The sequence below is a fragment of the Proteus penneri genome (genome assembly GCF_003144535.1).
Lineage (GTDB): Bacteria > Pseudomonadota > Gammaproteobacteria > Enterobacterales > Enterobacteriaceae > Proteus > Proteus penneri.
In genome coordinates this window covers 19,649-42,228 of the sequence record NZ_PHFJ01000014.1, presented here as the reverse complement: position 1 = coordinate 42,228, position 22,580 = coordinate 19,649, and the positions used below count along the sequence as shown (strand labels likewise).

19 protein-coding genes and 1 pseudogene are annotated in these 22,580 nt (G+C 38.5%); 9 read left to right on the top strand and 11 right to left on the bottom strand.

The window, feature by feature from the left end; all coding sequences use genetic code 11:
• Nucleotides 1-51 precede the first annotated feature (51 nt).
• Entirely contained in the window at nucleotides 52-1,140 is a 1,089-nt protein-coding gene (locus CUB63_RS15590) for a linear amide C-N hydrolase (RefSeq protein ID WP_161669293.1), read from the bottom strand.
• A gap of 105 nt (nucleotides 1,141-1,245) precedes the next feature.
• Between CUB63_RS15590 and CUB63_RS15585 the strand changes: the two genes are divergently transcribed.
• From CUB63_RS15585 to CUB63_RS15570, 4 genes are all read left to right on the top strand, one after another.
• Complete coding sequence (locus CUB63_RS15585; RefSeq protein ID WP_109848452.1) at nucleotides 1,246-1,641, top strand: DUF6122 family protein; 396 nt, start codon at nucleotides 1,246-1,248, stop codon at nucleotides 1,639-1,641.
• 140 nt (nucleotides 1,642-1,781) lie between these two features.
• Nucleotides 1,782-3,134: a molecular chaperone gene (gene yegD / locus CUB63_RS15580; protein WP_109848451.1), complete on the top strand. Its 1,353-nt coding sequence runs from the start codon at nucleotides 1,782-1,784 to the stop codon at nucleotides 3,132-3,134.
• Between the two features lie 112 nt (nucleotides 3,135-3,246).
• The gene (locus CUB63_RS15575; RefSeq protein WP_109848450.1) at nucleotides 3,247-4,272 is read left to right on the top strand and encodes a threonine aldolase family protein; all 1,026 of its coding nucleotides are present in this window, start codon (nucleotides 3,247-3,249) and stop codon (nucleotides 4,270-4,272) included.
• Nucleotides 4,273-4,436: 164 nt separating this feature from the next.
• Nucleotides 4,437-4,700 carry a YjbD family protein gene (locus CUB63_RS15570; RefSeq protein WP_072063915.1) on the top strand — a complete coding sequence of 88 codons (264 nt, stop codon included), beginning with the start codon at nucleotides 4,437-4,439 and terminating at the stop codon, nucleotides 4,698-4,700.
• Between the two features lie 75 nt (nucleotides 4,701-4,775).
• Here CUB63_RS15570 and xylB read toward each other — a convergent pair.
• The 4 genes and pseudogenes from xylB to CUB63_RS15550 form a co-directional block, all read right to left on the bottom strand.
• Nucleotides 4,776-6,231: pseudogene (gene xylB, locus CUB63_RS15565) on the bottom strand (xylulokinase).
• Between the two features lie 73 nt (nucleotides 6,232-6,304).
• Nucleotides 6,305-7,621, bottom strand: coding sequence for a xylose isomerase (gene xylA, locus CUB63_RS15560; protein WP_109848449.1), 1,317 nt, complete (start codon nucleotides 7,619-7,621; stop codon nucleotides 6,305-6,307).
• Between the two features lie 10 nt (nucleotides 7,622-7,631).
• Nucleotides 7,632-9,107 carry a Na+/H+ antiporter NhaC gene (nhaC, locus tag CUB63_RS15555; protein ID WP_006536869.1) on the bottom strand — a complete coding sequence of 492 codons (1,476 nt, stop codon included), beginning with the start codon at nucleotides 9,105-9,107 and terminating at the stop codon, nucleotides 7,632-7,634.
• A 6-nt stretch (nucleotides 9,108-9,113) separates the two neighbouring features.
• On the bottom strand, nucleotides 9,114-10,283 hold the full coding sequence (locus CUB63_RS15550; protein ID WP_109848448.1) for a MalY/PatB family protein: 1,170 nt from the start codon (nucleotides 10,281-10,283) through the stop codon (nucleotides 9,114-9,116).
• Between the two features lie 188 nt (nucleotides 10,284-10,471).
• Between CUB63_RS15550 and CUB63_RS15545 the strand changes: the two genes are divergently transcribed.
• Nucleotides 10,472-11,638 (top strand): XylR family transcriptional regulator, encoded by a 1,167-nt coding sequence (locus CUB63_RS15545; protein WP_072063911.1) that lies wholly within the window; start codon nucleotides 10,472-10,474, stop codon nucleotides 11,636-11,638.
• Nucleotides 11,639-11,678: 40 nt separating this feature from the next.
• Here CUB63_RS15545 and CUB63_RS15540 read toward each other — a convergent pair whose 3' ends face one another.
• The 3 genes from CUB63_RS15540 to CUB63_RS15530 form a co-directional block, all read right to left on the bottom strand.
• Nucleotides 11,679-11,969: a VF530 family protein gene (locus CUB63_RS15540; protein WP_006536874.1), complete on the bottom strand. Its 291-nt coding sequence runs from the start codon at nucleotides 11,967-11,969 to the stop codon at nucleotides 11,679-11,681.
• Nucleotides 11,970-12,143: 174 nt separating this feature from the next.
• Nucleotides 12,144-13,742 carry an MFS transporter gene (locus CUB63_RS15535; RefSeq protein WP_109848447.1) on the bottom strand — a complete coding sequence of 533 codons (1,599 nt, stop codon included), beginning with the start codon at nucleotides 13,740-13,742 and terminating at the stop codon, nucleotides 12,144-12,146.
• 62 nt (nucleotides 13,743-13,804) lie between these two features.
• Complete coding sequence (locus CUB63_RS15530; protein WP_109848446.1) at nucleotides 13,805-15,673, bottom strand: amidohydrolase; 1,869 nt, start codon at nucleotides 15,671-15,673, stop codon at nucleotides 13,805-13,807.
• 693 nt (nucleotides 15,674-16,366) lie between these two features.
• On the opposite strand from CUB63_RS15530, the gene CUB63_RS15525 reads away from it, so the two are divergent.
• The gene (locus tag CUB63_RS15525; protein ID WP_109848445.1) at nucleotides 16,367-17,488 is read left to right on the top strand and encodes a ribosomal protein uL16 3-hydroxylase; all 1,122 of its coding nucleotides are present in this window, start codon (nucleotides 16,367-16,369) and stop codon (nucleotides 17,486-17,488) included.
• Nucleotides 17,489-17,650: 162 nt separating this feature from the next.
• Here the strand turns inward: CUB63_RS15525 and arsC are convergent, their stop codons facing one another.
• From arsC to CUB63_RS15510, 3 genes are all read right to left on the bottom strand, one after another.
• Complete coding sequence (arsC, locus tag CUB63_RS15520) at nucleotides 17,651-18,076, bottom strand: glutaredoxin-dependent arsenate reductase (RefSeq protein WP_072063906.1); 426 nt, start codon at nucleotides 18,074-18,076, stop codon at nucleotides 17,651-17,653.
• 10 nt (nucleotides 18,077-18,086) lie between these two features.
• Nucleotides 18,087-19,376, bottom strand: a complete 1,290-nt coding sequence (locus tag CUB63_RS15515; protein ID WP_006536905.1) for an arsenic transporter — start codon at nucleotides 19,374-19,376, stop codon at nucleotides 18,087-18,089.
• Nucleotides 19,377-19,449: 73 nt separating this feature from the next.
• Nucleotides 19,450-19,785, bottom strand: coding sequence for a metalloregulator ArsR/SmtB family transcription factor (locus CUB63_RS15510; RefSeq protein ID WP_006536906.1), 336 nt, complete (start codon nucleotides 19,783-19,785; stop codon nucleotides 19,450-19,452).
• A 257-nt stretch (nucleotides 19,786-20,042) separates the two neighbouring features.
• On the opposite strand from CUB63_RS15510, the gene dhaT reads away from it, so the two are divergent.
• The 3 genes from dhaT to ydfG all read left to right on the top strand — a co-directional run bounded on the left by dhaT (nucleotide 20,043) and on the right by ydfG (nucleotide 22,580).
• Nucleotides 20,043-21,206, top strand: a complete 1,164-nt coding sequence (gene dhaT, locus CUB63_RS15505) for a 1,3-propanediol dehydrogenase (RefSeq protein ID WP_109848444.1) — start codon at nucleotides 20,043-20,045, stop codon at nucleotides 21,204-21,206.
• Nucleotides 21,207-21,354: 148 nt separating this feature from the next.
• On the top strand, nucleotides 21,355-21,576 hold the full coding sequence (osmB, locus tag CUB63_RS15500; RefSeq protein WP_006536908.1) for an osmotically-inducible lipoprotein OsmB: 222 nt from the start codon (nucleotides 21,355-21,357) through the stop codon (nucleotides 21,574-21,576).
• Nucleotides 21,577-21,830: 254 nt separating this feature from the next.
• A complete protein-coding gene (gene ydfG / locus CUB63_RS15495; RefSeq protein ID WP_072063902.1) occupies nucleotides 21,831-22,580 on the top strand; it encodes a bifunctional NADP-dependent 3-hydroxy acid dehydrogenase/3-hydroxypropionate dehydrogenase YdfG in 750 nt (249 codons plus the stop codon).

The following is a 22,580-nucleotide window of genomic DNA, read 5'->3' as shown; positions in this document are numbered from 1 at the left end:
TAGAGGCGGCGTTAATAATAAGCCGCCAGCCTCTAACGCAACGATGAAAGATTATTTATTCAAGTTAATCTGTTCAAAAACAGGTTTATTCATATCTTTAAACTGTGAAAGAGAATATTCGGTATAGTTCATATCGTTATAGCCTCTTATTTTCATTACACCATTCGTTAAATCAGATAACGTTGTCCAAACAGTGTATTCCGTTTGCAGTTGATTACTGGTGCTTTGACTTTCTCCCATGATATCAGCCGTGATATTTTTTGTTCTATCAAAGCGATTCATAATGTGCGCTAGGGTATTCATCGCTTCAGGTGTCGATTCGGCTGTTGGTGCGTAGGTTGAAAAATAAACCGCGCGAATAAAACGGCCAACAGACGTATCTGATGAAGGTAATTGAGATGTTGCAATGCCGCTATCAGGCTGTACAACATTGATATTTGCTAATTTTCCTGAAGATTTATCGATATTAGTTAATTGACTATAGTTGTTAAGGTTTGTTAAATGCCAAGGAAAATCTGGACCATTTGTCATTACACGGGTTGGGTTTTGATAAACGTGTAATTTACCGTTTGTGGCTTCAACGACAATACTGCCACCTTTTTTATCATAGAAAGCATAGTGAAAAGGCGATTTTAGATTACCAAAGTTTTTTAACACGGGAGCCCAAAAATAACCTGACTCAACCGCTTTTTGTACTTCTTCAACCGTAGAGAAATTAGCTAATGCCCATTCACCTAACGAAGTAACGGGAATGGCTTTATCATAATCATTTTTATCAAGTGGTGATAATTCAGCTTCTGTTATCATGTTCGCGCTAAATGATAACCCCGCACTATTTAAACCTTGTAATAAGTTATGATCATCACCATCAAAAAAAATATCTGTTGTAACGGCTAATATGTCATATTTATTGCTATAACTTAGGCCATTTTCACCATTAGGCGTTTTTTTTGTAAATTGTGTATTTTTAGGATAATAAGTGATCCATGAAGGTAAATCAGCCGTTAGTTCAAGAGTTCTACCTTGATAAACGTTATTATTTTTATCAAGTATAGCCAAACTAGAGCAGGCTTCACTAGCCATAGAAATAGAGAGTAATGAGGATAATAGAGCAACCAATATTTTATTGCGTTTCATTATGAATTCCTAAATTAAAAAAACTCCTTTAAATTTAGTTCAAATAAAAAAGACAACAACTATTTGGTATATTAAGTGACAAGTATTTTTAGAAATATCGGAGATTTTGTGATATTTGAAATCAGCAGAACAATTTTACATTACGGGTTACATTTTTTAGTGCCTATTTTATTGGGGTATCTTTTCTGGCGTAAAAATTGGAAGTTTGCCTCACTGCTTATGATAGGAACAATGGCGATTGATATTGACCATTTGTTAGCAACACCTATTTTTGATCCCAATCGTTGTAGCATTGGCTTTCATCCATTACACACTGTTTGGGCCGCTTTGGTTTATTTGGGTGTATGGTTTTTACCCTCATGGAAATTAAAAGCCATTGCAGTAGGGTGCTTATTTCATTTATTTACCGACTCGGTTGACTGCTATTTAGGTGGGTTAAAACCCAACCTAACAATAATGAGTTGTGATAAAAATTACTTTTTATCTGATCTAAATGATAAATAGGGATTACTAACGCACATTGAACGAAAATTATTACAACACTTATTTTCTCTCTTTTAAGCCCCATAATCTGATGGTAATTGCAAAAAGCTTGATGTAGAGTGCTCAGTCTTTTTTTAATGAAAGTCTATTGGGGAGGCTAAATGTTTATTGGCTTTGACTACGGAACATCAAATTGTTCTGTTGCAATTATGAAAGAGGGAAAACCCACTCTTTTGCCTTTAGAAGGTAATGATGTCTATATTCCATCGACCCTTTGTGCGCCAACCCGTGAATCTGTTTCTGAGCACTTATTTCGCCATTTAAATATTAAACCTTCCAGTGAAATTGGCGAACAATTACTAAGAAAGTCGATTGCGTTTAATCGAGAAGAAGATATTGAATTAGTACCCGAAGATATTCTTTTCGGACAATCCGCACTAAGTTTATATCTACGTGATCCGCGCGATGTCTATTACGTTAAATCGCCTAAATCCTTTTTAGGTGCTTCAGGCCTACACGATATACAAATTAGCTTCTTTGAAGATTTAGTTTGTGCCATGATGGCAAATATTAAGTACCAAGCAGAAAAAAGTACACAAGAAGCGATCACAGATACTGTTATTGGCAAACCAATTAACTTTAATGGGTTAGGTGGTGAATCTTCAAATAAACAAGCAGAAAGTATTCTTATCCGCGCAGCTAAAAGAGCTGGGTTTAAGAATATTATGTTTGAATTTGAACCTGTTGCTGCTGGGCTTGAATATGAATCGACATTGACTAAAGACCAAACTGTATTAGTCGTTGATATTGGTGGTGGTACAACTGATTGCTCATTAATTCAAATGGGGCCGAGTTATCAAGGAAAAACTGACCGTTCAAATACCTTACTTGCCCATAGTGGACAGCGTGTTGGTGGTAATGATCTTGATATTTATCTTGCTTTTAAACAGCTTATGCCTTTATTCGGTATGACAGGATTAACTTCTTCTGGCATTAAATTACCGCTGAAACAGTTCTGGGACCCTATTGCGATTAATAATGTCGAAGCGCAAAAAGATTTTTATTCTCGTCAAAATTTGGCTGCATTAAATCAACTTAGACGAGATGCAAAAGAACCAGAGAAAATAGCTCGTCTAATCGAAGTGTATAATGAAACACTGGGTTACAGCATTGTTCGACGTGCTGAAGAGGCTAAAATTGCCTTATCAGATTCTCCTGAATATATTGCTAATATCGCCTTATTAAATGAAACATTAGAATGTACCATTGAGCGTGAACAAATGGTGGAATCGATTGAATCCCCTAAAAGTAAAATGATTGAATTAGTTAATGACGCTGTTCGACAAGGGGGAATAAAACCTGACGCTATCTTTATGACTGGTGGCTCAGCGCGTTCACCGATTTTATGCCAAGCAATAGAACAACAATTACCTAATATTCCTATTGTGAAAGGAAATGACTTCGGTTCGGTTACCGCAGGTTTAGCGCGTTGGGGCGAGGTCTGCTTTAAATAACTTACTTTTTCAAGATATTAAAGCGCTTTACATTTAATCGATGTATTGATTAGATGTAGAGCGTTTTTCTTTATAAAACACGATAAAAACACAACATTCGACAGGAGAACACATGTACCGCTTCCAAAATGATTATAATGAAATTGCACACCCTGCGGTCATGAAGGCAATCACGGATACAGTGGGGCAACGCTATGATGGATATGGCATGGATATGCTTTGTCATCAAGCGGCTCAATCAATAAAACAGCGTATTCAACAGCCTGATGCGGATATTCACTTTTTTAATGGTGGTACCATCACTAATTTAACCGCGATTTCTCATTTTTTACGTCCACACCAAGCAGTTATTTCTGTGAGTACAGGACATATTGCTACACATGAAACCGGCGCTATTGAAGCTACAGGGCATAAAGTTATCACCACATTTTCTGCTGATGGCAAATTAACTCCCGCATTGTTAAAACCTATTCTGGCTGAGCATAATGATGAACATTGGGTGCAACCTAAGCTTGTTTATATAACCAATGCCACAGAAATTGGTACGGTTTATCGCAAAGCGGAGTTACAAGCGCTACGTAACTTCTGTAACGAGCATAATTTATGGCTATATCTTGATGGTGCGCGTTTAGCCGCAGGATTAATGTCCGCACAAAGTGATCTGACTATTGAAGATATCGCCAGTTTAACCGATGCTTTTTATATTGGTGGTACAAAAATTGGTGCAATGTCAGCTGAAACCTTAGTGATTTGTCATCCTGCATTGAAAACTGATTTCCGTTTTAGCTTGAAACAAAAGGGTGGATTACAAGCAAAAGGCTGGTTATTAGGCGCGCAATTTGAAGCTTTATTTAAAGATGATCTCTATTTTAAATTAGGTAAACACCTTAATGAAATGGCATCACAATTAACTGAATTCTTTACTGCACAAGGTTTTGAATTTTTAGCACCGCCAGAATCTAACCAAGTTTTTGTTATTTTGCCAAATACACTTGCGGAAAAATTAACTCAACAATTTGTTTTCCACCGTATTTTACTTGATGATCCTAATTTAAGTTGTTTACGTCTTTGTACTTCGTGGGCAACAACACAGCAAGACATTGATGGATTTAAAGCCGCATTTCTTCAATTAGTTTAATTTATTATTTAAAGTTATTGTTTATGCATTACGCACATATTCAGGCGTAATGCATCTTTAATGTAATAAGAAATTAATTACCCAAATTTAAAATATAATGATGGAGAGGTGTCTTAATAATGCTATATTAATAGCTCCTCACTCAACATAAGTAGGGTAATAGAATGAAGAAACTGACACTCCAAGAAATGACAGATGCCCAACAAATGCGAGTAAGAACCCGAATAGGTCAAGAGAAAAAGAAATTAGGCCGTGAGTTAACTAACGCCGAAATGAATAAAGTCAAAGACTCCATTATTACCGAAATCTCCCTCGAAGTTGAAAAAGCCACCAAAAAAGCACAAGCCCTCAAGAAGAAGCAAAAACTAGCCCCTAGTGATGAAACCTACAGTTGGTCAGCTAAAAACCATACTCGGGGATATCGTTAATTATTGATAAAATGGCGCTAACTTTATAAATAAAAATTAGCGCTATTAATTTACCCTGATATTGACGCAATATTGTTATATTTCCATCGTCTCTATTAATGAATATAACTTTTTAAAAGCATGATATTTTTTTTCGTATGTTTTATGTTTTTCTAAATTTGGCGTATGGCGTTGTTCAAGCTTAGGTTGAGAAAGAATAACGTGTGATGAATAAGCTGGATTTACGGCTAATTGTGCGAGTCTTGCAGCACCAAGAGCGGGACCAACATCACCACCTTGACGATAATCGAGATTTTTTCCAGTAATATCTGCAAGAAGTTGTCGCCAATATTCACTTCGGGCACCACCGCCAATTAACGTAATATTATCAGCTAATTGTCCAGCATTATCAGCAACTTCAATCCCTTGTCGTAATGCAAAACTCACACCTTCAAGAACAGCTTGGCATAAGTCAGCTCTTTGATGTTCATGGGTTAATCCCCAAAAGATACCTTTCGCATTAGGGTTATTATAAGGTGTCCGTTCACCAGAAAGATAAGGTAAAAACAGCAGGGGATTCTGAGCAAAAGTAGCGTGTTTAATTTCTTCAAACATCGCACTCACACTCTCAATTCCTGTCAATTGACACACCCAATCAAGACATGATGCTGCACTTAACATCACTGACATTAAATGCCAAGTATTGGGTAATGCGTGACAAAAACTGTGTACTGCGTTATCACTATTTTGGAGAAATTTTTCGCTAACAACAAAATAAACGCCTGAAGTACCCAAAGAGAGCATTGCCTGACCAGGTTGATAAACACCAACACCAATTGCCCCCGCCGCATTATCTCCAGCACCAGCAATAATAGGTACTTGCTTCATTTGCCATTTTTCAGCAATATCAGCCAATAGATAGCCCGTTATTTGATTACCTTCAAACAATGTTGGCATCTGCCGACGTGTTAATCCTGTCGCATTTAAAAGTTCATCACTCCAATCTCGCTTTTGCATATCTAACCAAAGCGTACCGGCTGAATCTGACATATCACTAGCAAAATTACCGCTCATCTTCCAACGTAAAAAATCTTTAGGTAATAAAACATGTGCAATACGTTGAAAGATTTCAGGTTCATGTTCAGCAACCCATTGTAGTTTTGGGGCTGTAAAGCCGGGCATAACTAAGTTACCAGTGATTTTTTTTAAACTGAGGATATTGCGCCTCAAGCGTCTGACACTGTTTAAAACTACGCCCATCGTTCCATAGGATGGCGGGACGTAGCACCGCTTGTTGTGCATCAAGTAAAACGGCGCCATGCATTTGTCCGCTTAATCCAATCGCTTCGATTTTATCCATCGGATAACTGCGCCCAAGCTGAAGAATGGCTTCTTCCGTTGCTTGCCACCATTGCAGTGGATCTTGTTCTGACCATTGAGGGTGAGGGCGTGATATTGCTAAAGAAACAGAATGACTGGCAACAACTTTGCCTTGCTCATTCATGATGATCGCTTTAACGCTTGAAGTGCCTAGATCTAGCCCTAAATACATGAAATTACCTCATGACCTGTATCTAATTAATAAACACAGCGGAAAAACCCGCTGTGTTATTACGTTTATACCATTAACCAAAAATATAGCGATTCACTAAACTTTCTAGCATTTCTTGGCGCCCACTTTGTAACTGTGGCGCTAATGTATTGCTTTGTGCGTATTTCGCCACATCTTCAAGGCTTAATTTGCCTTGTAAGATATTTTGACCAAACTCCGCACTCCAACCTGAATAACGTTGTGCCGTAAATTTATCAAGGCCGCCATCTTGGATCATTTTTGCCGCAATGCGTAATGCCATTGCCATTGTGTCCATTCCTGAAATATGCCCGTAGAATAGGTCATATTTATCATTGCTTTGGCGACGAACTTTAGCATCAAAGTTTAATCCACCTGTAGTAAAGCCACCTGATTTAAGAATTTCATACATGACTAGTGCATTTTCTTCTACGCTATTTGGGAATTGGTCTGTATCCCAACCTAATTGAGGATCACCACGGTTAGCATCAACAGAGCCTAAAATGCCTAACGCAATCGCAGTTGCAATCTCATGGTGGAAACTATGTCCTGCTAATGTCGCGTGGTTTGCTTCAATGTTTACTTTTACTTCTTTTTCAAGGCCAAACTGCTTTAAGAAGCCATAAACGGTTGCAGTATCATAATCATACTGATGTTTTGTTGGCTCTTGAGGTTTGGGTTCAATCAATAATGTGCCTTGGAAACCAATTTTATGCTTGTGCTCGACCACCATCTGCATAAAGCGGCCAATTTGCTCCCTTTCTTGGCGTAAATCAGTATTTAGTAGGGTTTCATAACCTTCACGCCCGCCCCATAATACATAGTTTTCACCACCCAGTGCTTTTGTCGCTTTCATCGCTTCACACACTTGTGTTGCGGCCCATGCAAAAACATCAGGATCAGGATTTGTTGCCGCGCCCGCGCCATAACGAGGATTAGTGAAGCAATTTGCCGTTCCCCATAATAGCTTAACGTTAGTCTCTTCTTGTTTTTCCGCTAATACGTCGGTGATCGCCGCCATGTTAGAAATATATTCATTGATGCTATTCCCTTCGGAAATCACATCCACATCATGAAAACAATAGAAAGGAACATTTAGCTTATGAAAGAATTCAAAGGCCACATCAGCTTTACGCTTAGCTTGCTCTAAAGCTTCACCTGGTGTTTGCCAAGGTCTATCAAAAGTACCGATACCGAACATATCAGAACCATTCCAGCAGAAGTTATGCCAATAACAAGCTGCGAATCTTAAGTGATCTTCCATTCGTTTACCCAAAATAATCTCATCAGGGTTATAGTAACGAAACGCTAATGGGTTATCGCTTGTTGTGCCTTCATATTGAATTTGTTCAATTTTATCAAAGTAAGACATGGAACCGTCCTTATTTAGTATCAAGTTGTAATTCTGAATGTGATCCAAGTTCAGCAGTCATTTCTTCCTGCTCTTCTGGTGTTAATTTGGCAATGCCAAAGCCCGTAAAACCCCACAGCATGGCAAAGAAGATGCCACTCCAGCACAATACAGCCCAAGGTAAGTAACTTAAGGTTGCAACACCTAATGTACCCGCCATATAAGCGCCGGCAGCGGTCCACGGTAAAATAGGTTCAAAGATAGTGGCGGAGTCTTCTACAGTACGTGCCAGATTTTTAGGATGTAAGCCTCGTTCAATATAGGCACCACGTAACATTTCGATAGGAATAAGGATTGAGATTTGTCCATTACAGGTCACGCCAATCATAGTTAGTCCACAAACAATTGTGGCTAAGATCATCGAACCTGTTGAGTGCACCATTTTTAACAATGCATGAACAATCACTTCTAATGCGCCACTTAACGATAAAGTACCAGCAAAAGAGAGGGCGCAGAAACAGATAAGCAGAGTGCTCATCATGGAATTCATGCCACCACGATTTAGTAAATTACCTAACAATTCAGGAACTTCTTTACCTTGGATCATCGAGACATTGAAACCATCAACCGCACTTTTTACTATGTCATGTAAACCAAAGCCTTGAATAAGATAAGCGTTAAACATCGCAATTGCGGCAGAGGCTAGCATCACAGGGATAGTGGGCTTTTTCGTTACTGAACCATATAGAATTACCAATACAGGAATGAGAAGAATAAGATTGAAGTTATAAACATTCTCAAGACCATTGGTAATTAAGGTCACTTTTTCTGGCACACCTTGACCCGCTAAATCGCCATTCATGCCATAAACAGTCATCACAATCGCCGTTAAAATTAGCGAAGGCAATGTGGTATAAAGTAAATGCCAAATATGTTGATAAAGGTCGATCCTTGCTGCCATTGCGGCAAGGTTGGTATCACCTGATAATGGTGAGAGCTTGTCACCAAAATAAGCCCCTGCAACCACAGCACCGGCTGTTGCCGCAAGGTTTGCTTCCATGCCCACTGCAACGCCCATAAATGCAACACCAATGGTTCCAGCAGAACCCCATGATGTTCCCGTACAGACCGATACCAATGACGTGACCAATAATGCTGTGACATATAGCATTTCAGGGCTAATCATTTTCAAGCCGTAATAGATCATCAGTGGAATGGTGCCACCAATCATCCATGTTCCTATTAACAAGCCCACACTGATTAAAATCAGCAATGCAGGCATAGTTTTAGCAATCTTTTGTGAGATAGCAGTTAAGATCTCGTCATAGCGATATCCCAACCGTTTTACTAACAGTGCAGCCACAACAGTCGAAAGCACCATTAATGGTTCTGGTGGTAAATCAAAAGCGGCGTAGCCTCCTCCTAATAACACCACCATAGTGAGAATAGGAAAGAGTGATTCAAGAAGCGTAGGCGTTCTTGGGCTGTTTATCGTTTGCGTTTTCATTATAATTTATTCCAAACTGGCGTGAGGTAAGGTACGAATAAGCCGAGTGAAAACGGTTTCTAATATTGAACGAGGTGTCGCGATATTAATGCGGAAAAAACCATCCCCAACCGCACCAAAACCACGCCCCCAACTCATTTCCACTTCGGCTAATGAAACAAACCAATGTTTTAGTTGTTTTTCGGTTAACTGCATTTTTTGGTAATTAACCCATAGCATGTAGGTGCCATGACTTTGTGTGACAACCCAATCGGGAAAATAACGTTCACATTGTTCTTTTACCCAACGTCGGTTATCAGCAAGGTACGTTTTTAATTCACCAACCCATTGTTGGCCTTGTAAGGTGTAAGCTTGTAAAAAAGCGGGAACTGAAAAATAACCAGGATTATGAATACCTGCAGCAATTAAGCATTGCTTGAATTTTTCACGGTATTCAGGGTTAGCAATCACAATATTCGCTATCTCTAGTCCTGCTAAATTGAAAGTTTTAGCTGGAGATGTGCAAATAAAAGAGTGTTGTTCTACATAGGTGTTTAAGGATGAAATAGGGTGATAGCGAGCATCATCAAAAACAAAATCTGCGTGTACATCATCAGAAATAATAAAAACGTGATATTTTTGTGCAAGCTTCGCTATTTTTATTAAATCAGTTTGCTGCCATACCGTACCTGTTGGATTGTGTGGTGAAAGCAACATAAAACAGACCGATTGTTTAAACTTATTTTCTAGATCGTCAAAATCAATTTCATAGTAACCGTCACGATAAATTAACGGGCTTTCTAATAACTCGCGGTTATTTACACAAACAGCATTACTAATAGGATGATAAGCCGGAGATAGCGTTGTGATTTTATCGCCTATTTGTGTGAAATTCTGGATATAAAGTGAAACCGCTTGTATAACACGAGGACAAAATACAATCGTCTCAGGAGCAACTATCCATTGATATTGGCTTTTAAACCAATTAGCAGCAACGTTATTCCAATCATGGCTAAGATCGGTATAACCATAAATTCCCTTGTGATTAAATTCAGCAAGTCTGTTTGTAATAAAATCAGGCGCAGCAATTTCCATATCCGCAACAGATAATGGAATAACATTAGCGTTACTATTACACCATTTTGCGCTATAGGTATTTTGCCTAGAAATTAATTTATTAAAGTTATTCTGATACATGAAAAATCTCCTCGGCAATCGTGTTTAAAAACAAAATACTCGTTGTTCTTAACATTGGTTATTCCTATTTTTTACTTTGCTATTACGAAATTTGGCTTGTGTGATAGTAATCACATAGCGATGAAAGCAAGTTCTAGCAAAATTAAAGCTGTGGTTTAATGCGTAGCTGGATAATCAGGTAGAGTAAAATGAAAAAAGATAAATACTTTCGTATTGTGCTGTTATTCAACGCTAATAAAGTCTATGACCGACAAGTAGTTGAGGGTGTTGGAGAATATCTTCAGGCATCGCAGTGCCATTGGGATGTATTTATTGAAGAAGATTTTCGTACTCGAGTGGATAATATTAATCACTGGGTTTGTGACGGTATTATTGCAGATTTTGATGATCCGATTATTGCGAAACATTTAAGCCAATCATCGTTAGCGGTAATTGGTGTAGGTGGCTCTTATCATCAAGAAAAAAGTTACCCGCCTGTACCTTATATCGCCACTGATAATTATGAATTAGTTCAACAAGCCTTTTTACATTTAAAACAGAAAGGGCTGAAACACTTTGCTTTTTATGGCCTACCAGCAAAAGATCATCCTCATTGGTCTAATGAACGTGAGCACGCTTTTCGCCAATTAGTCACCAGTGAAAAATATCCAGGCATTGTTTATAACGGCATGGATATAACGCAAGAAAATTGGCAACACGCGCAAAATCGTTTATCTGATTGGATACAAACGTTACCACCACAAACTGGCATTATTGCGGTAACAGATGCACGAGCGCGTCATTTACTGCAAGTCTGCGATAATTTAAATATAAATGTACCTGAAGAGATCAGTATTATTGGTATTGATGATGAAGATATGACCCGTTATTTATCTCGTATTGCATTATCTTCTGTTGTGCAAGGTTCACGACAAATGGGATATTTAGCTGCAAAGCTATTACATCAAACCCTAGAAGGGCATGTAACAGATAAACAGCAAAGAATATTAGTTCCCCCCGTTAAAATTGTTGAACGGCGCTCAACTGACTTTCACTCATTTAACGATCCCACTGTTGTTCAAGCTATGCATTATATTTATTACAATGCCTGTAAAGGGATAAAAACAGAACAAGTTTTAGATGCAGTTAATATGTCGCGTTCTAATTTAGAGCAACGGTTTAAAAAGGAAATTGGCAAAACAATTCATACTGTTATTTATGAAGAGAAACTCAAACGCGCTCAAAATTTATTAGCCACAACAACACTCGCAATCCAAGAAATTTCAGTGATGTGTGGCTATCCGTCATTACAATACTTTTATTCTATCTTTAAAAAAGAATTTGGCATGACACCGAAGGAGTTTAGAGATGAGTGAGAGTAATATTTTCGGTACTATTTTATCGATGCTAGATATTTTACTTTCGACGGCTATTCGCCCACGGATCACAATCTGGATGATCGAAAACTTCAATCACATCATCAATATCAGCTTCAAGAGAATCAAGATAAAGCGCTTCTACTTCAGCCCGTGCCCACGGAGTTCTACGCAAAAACTTTAAACTCGATTTCACGCTAGGCTCACTTCTAAAGCAGTTAATTTTGATAAGTTGTCCTAATTTAGCCCAACCATATTTTGCCACTAGCGCATTTACTTGCATTTCAAGAGTAACGCCGTGTAGCGGATCTTTAGAACGATGTCCTGTCATGATTTTCTCAAATACGTTTTAATTATTTCAAAGGTAAGAAGCGGTGCAGAGTACAAGAAAGCCATAGTAGTATCAATAAAAGGTATCGAATAAAATAAATATGGCATGTATTCTAAAGCCAAGCCATTAAATTAATCTATATTTAATAAGCTTTAATGACTTGGTTACTACTTATTACTTCTTACGCGAAAAAGCAGAAAAAGAGTGAGTCACTTTTTTAGTACTGATTATTTTATCTAATTGTTGTTGCAGCTGTTTATCATCGATTGTCGCGCGATCATGTTGACGAAGATGCTCAGCCCAAGAAGCCACCATAAAAGTTTCCATATACGTTCGAACGTTATTTTCTGTAATCGCATCAGATAAAACAAATAGTCCCCATGAATAACCGCCATCTCTTAAACGAACCGTTTTTAATCGATTCATTAAACTTAGGAATTGCTCATGGTGATTGACTCCAATTTGATAATTCACGGTAATTAACACAGGGCCTTTATCTGTTGTAATATCAATCAGTCCATCATCCAAAATAAAGTGTTCTGAGTGCTGTAAGTTGATGTTATCATGTTCCAATTTGACGCGAAAAACACATAACCAAACTAAAATAATCCCAACGGTTGCACACAGCAAAGCCACCGTCACTGACGTATGTGAAGCAACTTGTCCCCAGATAAGGGAACCTAACGCCATTGAGCCAGAAAATACGGTTAAATAGAGCGCAAGACCTCTCGCACGAACCCAATTAGGCAATGCTGTTTGTGCTGAGACCATTAATGTGGAAAGGGTGATTATCCAGCTAAATCCAGCAAGCATACTAGCAAAAATAGCTAAATATTTTGAAGTCGCACTGGCGAAAATAAATAACACTAATGCAGTCACCACAGTGCCAACAGCGATTAGTGTGCTGGTACTCCATTTTTCACGCAATGTTGATAAGCTAAATGCACCAGCCACTGCACCAATACCAATGCTGGTGGTAAGTAACCCATATAATGTTGCATCACCATGTAGTGAGACCCGAGCGACTAGCGGTAACATTGCCCAATAAGCGCTTGCAAAAATAAAAAAGCTGGCTGCTCTTATAATCGTTTTTATTAATGCAGGGCTATAACGTGCATAGCGTAAACCGGAGATCATTGCAGCCACAACAGATTCAGCAGGGAGTTTTTCCTCTTCTTTTTTCTCACCATCCCACCACCAGACAGCCAGAATAATGGCGATAAAGCTTAAAGCATTAAGTAAAAATGGAAGATAAAGACCGACTTGGGAAATCAAAATACCTGCAAGTGCTGGGCCTATTGCGCGACTGATATTAATTCCCATACTGTTTAAGGCAATACCTGATTTTAATTCATTGGGTTCGATAATACTTGGTACTATCGCTTGCCATGCAGGACCTAAAAATGCTGCGCCAGAGCCCAAAACAAAAGTAATTAATAATAACCAGCCAATGCTGATAACATCGAAATACACTAAAACAGCCAATAATGAAGCCGCACAGAGCATTAACATATTGACGAAAATAAGCAGCTTTCGTTTATCGAAAATATCAGCAATAGCTCCTGCTGGAAGTGCCAATAAGAAAACAGGTAATGTTGTCATGGCTTGAATAGCGGCAATCATTACGGGATCAGGGCTTAGGTTTGTCATCAACCAACCGGCACCCACATCATTCATCCAAGTACCAATATTAGAAAATAGCGTTGCCATCCATAATACGAAAAAAATACGATTACGTAAGGGCGACCATGCAGAGGTGCGTTGCGTTGTCATCGTCTTATCTCTTTTGTTTGAGATGGTTGGCAAGCAATGACCAACCATCGTTATCATAAAAATTAGAATGCAAAGCAAGAACAGCCTAAAGCACCCCAAAATGCATTATCATCTGAAACAGGAATGGATGATTGGCGAGCAATATCATGTTGATGCCCATGAACATGGCAGGCACCACAGCATTGATGTAGCTGATTTAATACCGCTGTTTTTGTCTCTTGTCGCAAATAAGAATAGTGACCAAGTACTTTGATCACCGGTGACCAATCAGGTAATATAGGAATAGAAGGCGGTGTTAATGATGAAAAATCACCATTTGCATACACTATCTTGCCATCTACGACGGTTAAAAGTGATTCAATAGCTTTGATTTCATTTTCCGGTACTCGAAAATAATCAGCAGAAAGGGCGATAAAGTCGGCAAATTGACCTACTTTAATTTGACCTTTTTTACCTTGTTCATTGGAGAACCATGAACTTCCCATCGTCCATAACATAAGCGCTGTATCTCTGTCTAAACGATTATCGCCGTCATACATTTGCATCCCCCCTACAGTACGCCCTGACACTAACCAATAAAGCGCTGTCCACGGATTGTAACTAGCAACACGAGTTGCATCTGTACCTAATCCAACAGGAACTTGTGCATTTAACATTTTGGCGACAGAGGGTGTTTGTTTCAGTGCTTTTGTACCATAACGTTGTGCAAAATATTCACCTTGGAATGCCATACGATGTTGAATTGCTAATCCACCGCCAAGCGCTTTAACGCGTTCAATATTTTTCTCACTGATGGTTTCAGCATGATCGAAAAACCAATGCAAGCCATCGAAAGGAATGTCTTTATTTACTTTTTCAAAAACATTTAACATGCGACTAATGGATTCGTTATAAGTGGCATGTAAACGAAATGGCCAGCGATGTTCGACTAAATGACGGATCACTTTCTCTAATTCTGCTTCCATGTTTTCAGGAAGATCAGGCCTTGGCTGTAAGAAGTCTTCAAAATCTGCCGCAGAAAAAACCAACATTTCACCAGCACCGTTATGACGATAAAAATCACTGCCATCACCGGGTGATACCATTGATGTCCATTGTTGGAAATCTTCAAACTCTTGCTTTGGTCTTTGAGTAAATAAATTATATGCGATACGAATCGTTAATTGATTATTCTTAGCAAGCTCATCAACAACTTGATAATCTTCAGGGTAATTTTGAAAACCACCACCTGCATCAATAGCGCTCGTTACACCAAGACGATTCAATTCTCTCATAAATTGACGGGTTGAATTCACTTGATATTCAAGAGGTAATTTAGGGCCTTTTGCTAATGCAGAATAGAGCAACATCGCGTTAGGTTTTGCTATCAATAATCCGGTAGCATTGCCATGTTCATCACGCTGAATTTCACCACCTGGTGGATTGGGTGTCTCTTTGGTATAACCAATCGCACGCAATGCTGCTTTGTTTAGCAATGCGCTATCATAGAGGTGTAATACAAAAACAGGCGTATCAGGAGAAACCGCATTAATTTCGTCTAGCGTTGGCATGCGACGCTCTGCGAATTGAAACTCGCTCCAACCACCAACAACACGTACCCATTGCGGTGACGGTGTCACTTGGGCTTGAGCCTTTAACATATCAAGGGCAATAGAAAGAGAAGGGACGCCTTCCCACCGTAATTCTAGGTTGTAGTTTAATCCACCGCGGATCAAATGAAGATGAGAGTCATTAAGCCCAGGAATAATAACGTGTTTTTTTAGATCGATGATTTTTGTTTCTGCATTTTGAAATTGCATCACTTCATCATTTGAGCCAATAAAAAGAAATTTACCTTGATAGACAGCGATCGCTTGAGCGAGAGGATTTTCTCTATCAAGAGTATGGACCTCGCCATTGATAAATATTTCGGTCGCAAAAGTTTTATTCATGATTATTGATTTCCTATTTAAAAGGAATTAACCCTTTATTAAGTAAAAGGTGTGATCGTACCGAGCTGTATTAGCAATACAGCTAACTATTTATTTTTAAAAATAAATTAAAGATAAGAAGGCAGTTTTTTATATTTATTCCAGCAGGTTTATTAAATTGTAGCTTAAGTTTATTTCATTACCATTTAAAACATTTGCTTTAAGAGAACAAAAAAAATGAACAAGATAAAAATGAGCTAATCTATTGATATTTAATTGAATAATAAGTTTTTCACCTGAGCATGGTTTTAGCACAGTATCGAAGATAAGAAGTGACTATCAATAAGTAAGAAAGAATATAAAGCCGTTGGTTCAATACTTTAATATAAAAAATAATCAGTATTAATAGGGCTTAATTAATAGGGCTCAAAGATGATGATACACAGACCTAGAATAAAGTTACATGCTTCATTTAACATAATATACATTATGCGAACCTTGGTATCTAAATACGGATAGGTCTTGAAATCTCTATTTTTTGGCTAATTAGATTTTATGTTGGTTCTTTTTAAACATAACTTTTTATATCGTCACTTTCTATATCAAATTCCTATTCCTATTAGTGTTATTAACTGCCATTTGATGCCAAACAAAAATATCACCTTGTATTACTTCTATAATGACCAGCCTATTCATTGATACAGACGTGATCACATGGTTAACAAACTGAATCTTAATTGGCCTGAATTTTTAGAAAAATACTGGCAAAAGAAACCTGTTGTACTGAAAAATGCATTTCCTAATTTTGTCGATCCAATCACTCCAGATGAACTGGCAGGTCTAGCAATGGAACCGGAAATCGACAGCCGCCTTGTCAGTTTCACAGGCAACAAATGGCAGGCAAGTCACGGTCCGTTTGAAGATTTCAGCAAATTAGGCGAAAAAGGATGGTCACTACTGGTACAGGCAGTTAACCATTGGCATATGCCAGCAGCTGAACTGGTAAAACCATTTCGAGTGCTACCTGAATGGCGTCTTGATGATCTGATGATTTCCTATTCAGTGCCCGGAGGTGGTGTCGGACCTCATATTGATAACTATGATGTTTTTATCATTCAAGGAATGGGACGCCGTCGTTGGCGCGTAGGTGACGCCCTGCCAATGCGTCAGTTCTGCCCGCATCCTGCATTACTGCATGTTGATCCATTTGAGCCAATTATTGATGTAGAAATGGCACCGGGAGATATTCTGTATATTCCACCAGGATTCCCTCACGATGGCTTTACTTTCGAAGATACCATGAACTATTCTGTCGGCTTTCGTGGACCCAATGGTCGTGATTTGCTAAGTAGCTTTGCAGATTATGCACTTGAACAGGATCTGGGCGGAATAAATTATGGCGATCCTGATCTGACAGTACGCGATAACGCAGGAAGAATGGAGTCTCATGAAGTTGAACGCCTGCGCGCTATGATGATTGAAATGATCAACAAGCCTGATGATTTTGAACAGTGGTTAGGCCGTTTTGCAACCACACCACGCCACGAACTCGATATTGCCCTTGCAGAACCACCATATCAGCCAGACGAAGTACTAAGTGCGTTAAATGCGGGTGAAAAACTGAACCGACTAAGCGGACTGCGCGTCCTACGTATCGAGAATGATTTCTTTGTGAATACAGAAGCTTGGGCTACCAAGGAAATGAAAGGAGCAGATGCATTATGCCAGTTTACGGAAGTTGGCACAGATGAACTCGGTGAAGCATTGAAAAATCCGGCCTTTGTTGCGGAATTAACCGAATTTATCAATCAAGGATATTGGTACTTCGAAGAATAAACAATAATTGCTGGATATGATAAAGCACCTGCTTACGGGTGCTTTATTTTTTCGTTTCCGCCCTTTCTTTCTCAAGCCCTGTGGTGTTGGCTGATTAATTACAACAAGAAAACCCCGCCTTAACGAGGCTTCTATTATCCTAAAAATAGTTAATAAACTCTTTTATAGCAGCCTATTCCCTTTTTCATCGATAACATTTTGTCCATCTTCTTTTGAAAAGGCACCTTTCTGTGCTTTTGGAAGAATATCTAAGACGACTTCTGAAGGCCTGCATAACTGAGTTCCTAAAGGTGTCACAACAATAGGTCTATTGATTAATATTGGATATTTCAACATATAATCAATAAGTTGCTCATCAGTAACATTAACATGATCAAGTTCTAATTTATCATAAGGTTCAACATTCTTTCGTAATAGTGCTTTCACCGAAATTCCCATATCAGCAATCAATTTCTCTAAAACATGCTTAGAGGGTGGCGTCTCAAGATAATGGATAATTTCAGGCTCTATACCACTGTTTCGTATCATTTCAAGCGTGTTTCGTGATGTGCCACAATTAGGATTGTGATAAATTACAATGCGATTCATTTTTTCACCACTAATTCATTAATGTAAGTCTAAGTGCTAATGCAATCAGAGTTACTGTAAGCACAGGGATGGTCATAATAATGCCCGTTTTAAAATAATATCCCCATGTAATGGTCATGTTTTTTTGCGACAAAACATGTAACCACAATAATGTCGCTAAACTTCCTATTGGTGTAATTTTAGGACCTAAATCTGCACCTATGACATTGGCATAAATCATTGCATCTTTAATTAAACCGGAGGCATTACTGCCTTCAATTGATAAGGCTCCAACAAGCACTGTCGGCATATTGTTCATTATTGATGATAAAAATGCGGTGATATATCCCGTTCCTAGTGTTGCAATCCATACGCCTTTACTTGATAGAAAATCGAGAATTTCTGATAGATATTGAGTCAAGCCTGCATTACGTAATCCATAAACAACAAGGTACATGCCAAGGGAGAAAACCACAATTTGCCAAGGTGCTCCTCGTAAAACTTTTCGAGTATTAATCGTCTTTCCTTGTGCCGCAATAAACCACAAAATTACAGCACCAATAGCAGCAATAGCACTAATTGGAATACCCAAAGGTTCCAGTATGAAAAATCCAAGTAATAAAAGAAGCAATACCAACCAACCTGCTTTAAATGTTTTCACATCTTTAATCACTGTCGCTGGTATCGCTAATTTAGAGGTGTCATATTGCTGAGGAATATCTTTGCGGAAAAACCAATGCAACATAATTAATGTCGCGATTATCGCCGCAATATCAACGGGAACCATCACGGAGGCATATTCCGTAAATCCAATATCAAAAAAATCAGCAGAGACAATATTGACTAAATTTGAAACAATTAAAGGCAAGCTTGCTGTATCTGCAATAAATCCTGCAGCCATAACAAAAGCTAATGTTGTTCCTTTGCTAAACCCGAGTGCTAATAACATTGCAATCACAATGGGCGTTAAAATCAGTGCAGCGCCATCATTGGCAAAAAGTGCCGCAACAGATGCGCCTAATAAGATAATATAGCTAAATAAAAGACGACCTTTACCACCGCCCCATTTTGCAACATGAAGTGCAGCCCATTCAAAGAAACCACTTTCATCAAGGATCAGGCTAATGATAATAACAGCAACAAATGTGGCGGTTGCGTTCCAGACAATATTCCAAACCATGGGAATATCTTGGAGATTAATGACACCGAGTAATAATGCGATTAACGCACCAATTGTTGCACTCCAACCAATCCCCAATCCTTTGGGCTGCCAAATAACAAAAGTAATTGTTAGAACAAATATTAATACTGCAATAAGCATAAAAACCTCTTTCAGAAGACTCTTCCTTTAACTTTTCATATCTGCTTTTTCATATATATTAAGTTAAAAAATTTTATTCAGGGCAACAACTCACAGCCCCCTTCTTTTCAATAGATTGAAGTAAATCTGCTATTTTATTTTTCTCAGTCTCATAGGTGACTTCAATGATATTTTTCACCCACGGCAATAAGGTAGGAGACAAACGATAATGAACCCATTTCCCGTGTTTAGAATCAAGTAATAATCCACTTTCTCGCAACATAGCTAGATGGCGAGAAGTTTTCGGTTGGGATAAATTTAGCGCTGTATAAATGTCACAAACACACAATTCGCCAGATGCTTTAAGTAGCAACACTATATCTAGCCTTGTTTGATCACTTAATACCTTAAATAATTGCAACGGTTCCATATTTGCTCCTTTCTTTAAGAAATTCTAACGTACTCCCGGAATACAAATCTGTCAAACCATATATGTTAGAATGGTTATTTTCTTAACCTCACATCATCAAATAAGCATATCCCGTTGACTTATATCAAATGAACCAACGTTAAATGAATCGATTCATCTCATTGGTGAGCGACTTCCTTGACTTAATAATCAACGAGGTGAGAATGCACTAATACTTTAATTTATTTTAATAATAATCTGATATTGGAAGGTTTATCATGAGCTATCGTATATTTGATTACTTGGTACCGAATGTTAACTTTTTTGGTCCTGGTGCTATCTCTGTTGTTGGCGAACGTTGCAAATTATTAGGCGGTAAAAAAGCCCTATTGGTGACAGATAAAGGCCTACGAGCGATAAAAGATGGTGCCGTAGATAAAACTATCAGTTATCTAAAAGAAGCGGGTATTGATGTTGCCGTATTTGATGGCACTGAACCTAATCCCAAAGACACGAATGTGCTTGAAGGCCTTGCAATGTTCCGCAAAGAACAATGCGACATGATAATTACAGTGGGAGGTGGCAGTCCACACGACTGTGGTAAAGGTATCGGTATTGCAGCCACTCATGAAGGTGACCTTTATAATTATGCCGGTATTGAAACACTAACAAACCCACTTCCACCGATTATTGCAGTGAATACAACTGCCGGTACAGCAAGTGAAGTCACTCGCCACTGTGTTCTGACCAATACAAAAACTAAAGTTAAATTTGTTATTGTGAGTTGGCGTAACCTCCCTTCTGTTTCTATTAACGATCCATTGCTGATGATTGGCAAACCCGCCGGACTGACTGCAGCAACAGGTATGGATGCGCTAACTCATGCGGTTGAAGCTTATATTTCTAAAGATGCTAACCCTGTCACTGATGCTTCAGCTATTCAAGCTATCCATTTGATTTCTCGGAATTTACGCCAAGCCGTAGCCTTGGGGACAAACCTAAAAGCTCGTGAAAATATGGCTTATGCTTCTCTTTTAGCAGGAATGGCATTTAATAACGCTAACCTTGGTTACGTGCATGCAATGGCTCACCAATTAGGTGGCTTATATGATATGCCACACGGTGTGGCCAATGCCGTATTACTCCCACATGTATTACGTTATAACCTGATCGCGAATCCAGAAAAATTTGCTGATATTGCTGAATTTATGGGGGAAAATGTCGCAGGTTTATCCGTCATGGATGCAGCTGAACGTGCTATTGCGGCTATCGCTCGCCTCTCTGCGGATATCGGTATTCCGCAACATTTAAGTGAGTTGGGTGTGAAAGAATCTGATTTCCCATATATGGCGGAAATGGCACTTAAAGACGGTAATGCATTCTCTAATCCTCGTAAAGGTAATGAAAAAGAGATCATTGAAATTTTCCGTCAAGCATTCTAATTTTTTAAAAGAAACACCAATAAATATTAACCCACTATAATGTGGGTTAATTTAAGAATTTTCTCTCCGTTGTTCCCGAATATTCCGATCCTAGTATAAATACGATAGGTTTATTTTTATATTGTCCTTTATATCGGAGTTTATAAAAATGAATATCACGTTAAAAAAGATTGGAACACTGTGTGTCGCTTCTGTTCTGCTTTTTTCACTTGCGGGCTGTTCTAGCATGACAAAACGCGACCGTAATACAGCAATTGGCGCTGGCGCAGGTGCTATCGGTGGTGCTATTTTAACAGATGGTAGCGCATTAGGTACCATTGGTGGTGGTGTCTTAGGTGGCGTTATTGGCCATCAAGTCGGTAAAAAATAACTGACATTGCCTTATTCAACTAGGCTGGGTTTTTCTCAATAAACCCAGTCTCCGAGTCGTTAATTGCCCTATCTTCCCCTTCTTATATTGCAGTTTAAAACAAAAATCTTATTTATTATTAAAGATAAAAATCTTTCATATAAGAAAACGAGCTGATTTTTAGCCTGATTTATCTCAAAGCCGCGTTTTAAACTTGACTCTTTCTAGTGATAGCCTTTTACTTTCAATTATTATAACTATTGAGGGGAAATTAAATGATTATTTTTATCACGGGTGCTTCTGCTGGCTTTGGTGAAGCCATTGCTCGTCATTTTATCAGCCATGGGCATAAAGTTATTGGTACTGCTCGTCGTTTGGATAAACTTAATAGCTTACATAAAGAGCTGGGTGAACAATTTTATCCATTGCAGTTAGATGTTACTGATAAAAAAGCCGTTAGTGAGATTTTCAAGCAATTACCTGAAAAATGGCATGAAATTGATGTATTAGTCAATAATGCTGGCTTAGCCTTAGGTTTAAATACCGCTGATAAAGCAAGCCTTGATGACTGGGATACAATGATCGAGACAAACAATAAAGGTTTAGTTCATGTCACTCGTGCTATTCTTCCTTTTATGGTCGAAAGAAACAAAGGTCATGTTATTAATATCAGCTCAACAGCAGCGTCTTGGCCTTATCTAGGTGGTAATGTTTATGGCGCCACTAAAGCCTTTGTTAAGCAATTTAGTTTAGGATTACGTGCTGATCTCCAAGGTAAAAAAGTCCGCGTGACCGATATTGAGCCGGGACTGGTTGGTGGTACAGAATTTTCATTAATTCGTTTTAAAGGTGATAATGATAAAGTTGAACAGACTTATGCTAATGCAAATGCGTTAACACCTGAAGATGTGGCTGAAGCGGTATATTGGACAGCAACATTACCTGCTCATGTGAATATCAATACGCTAGAAATGATGCCAGTGAGTCAGTCATTTGCAGGGTTAAGTGTCCATCGTCAAAATTAA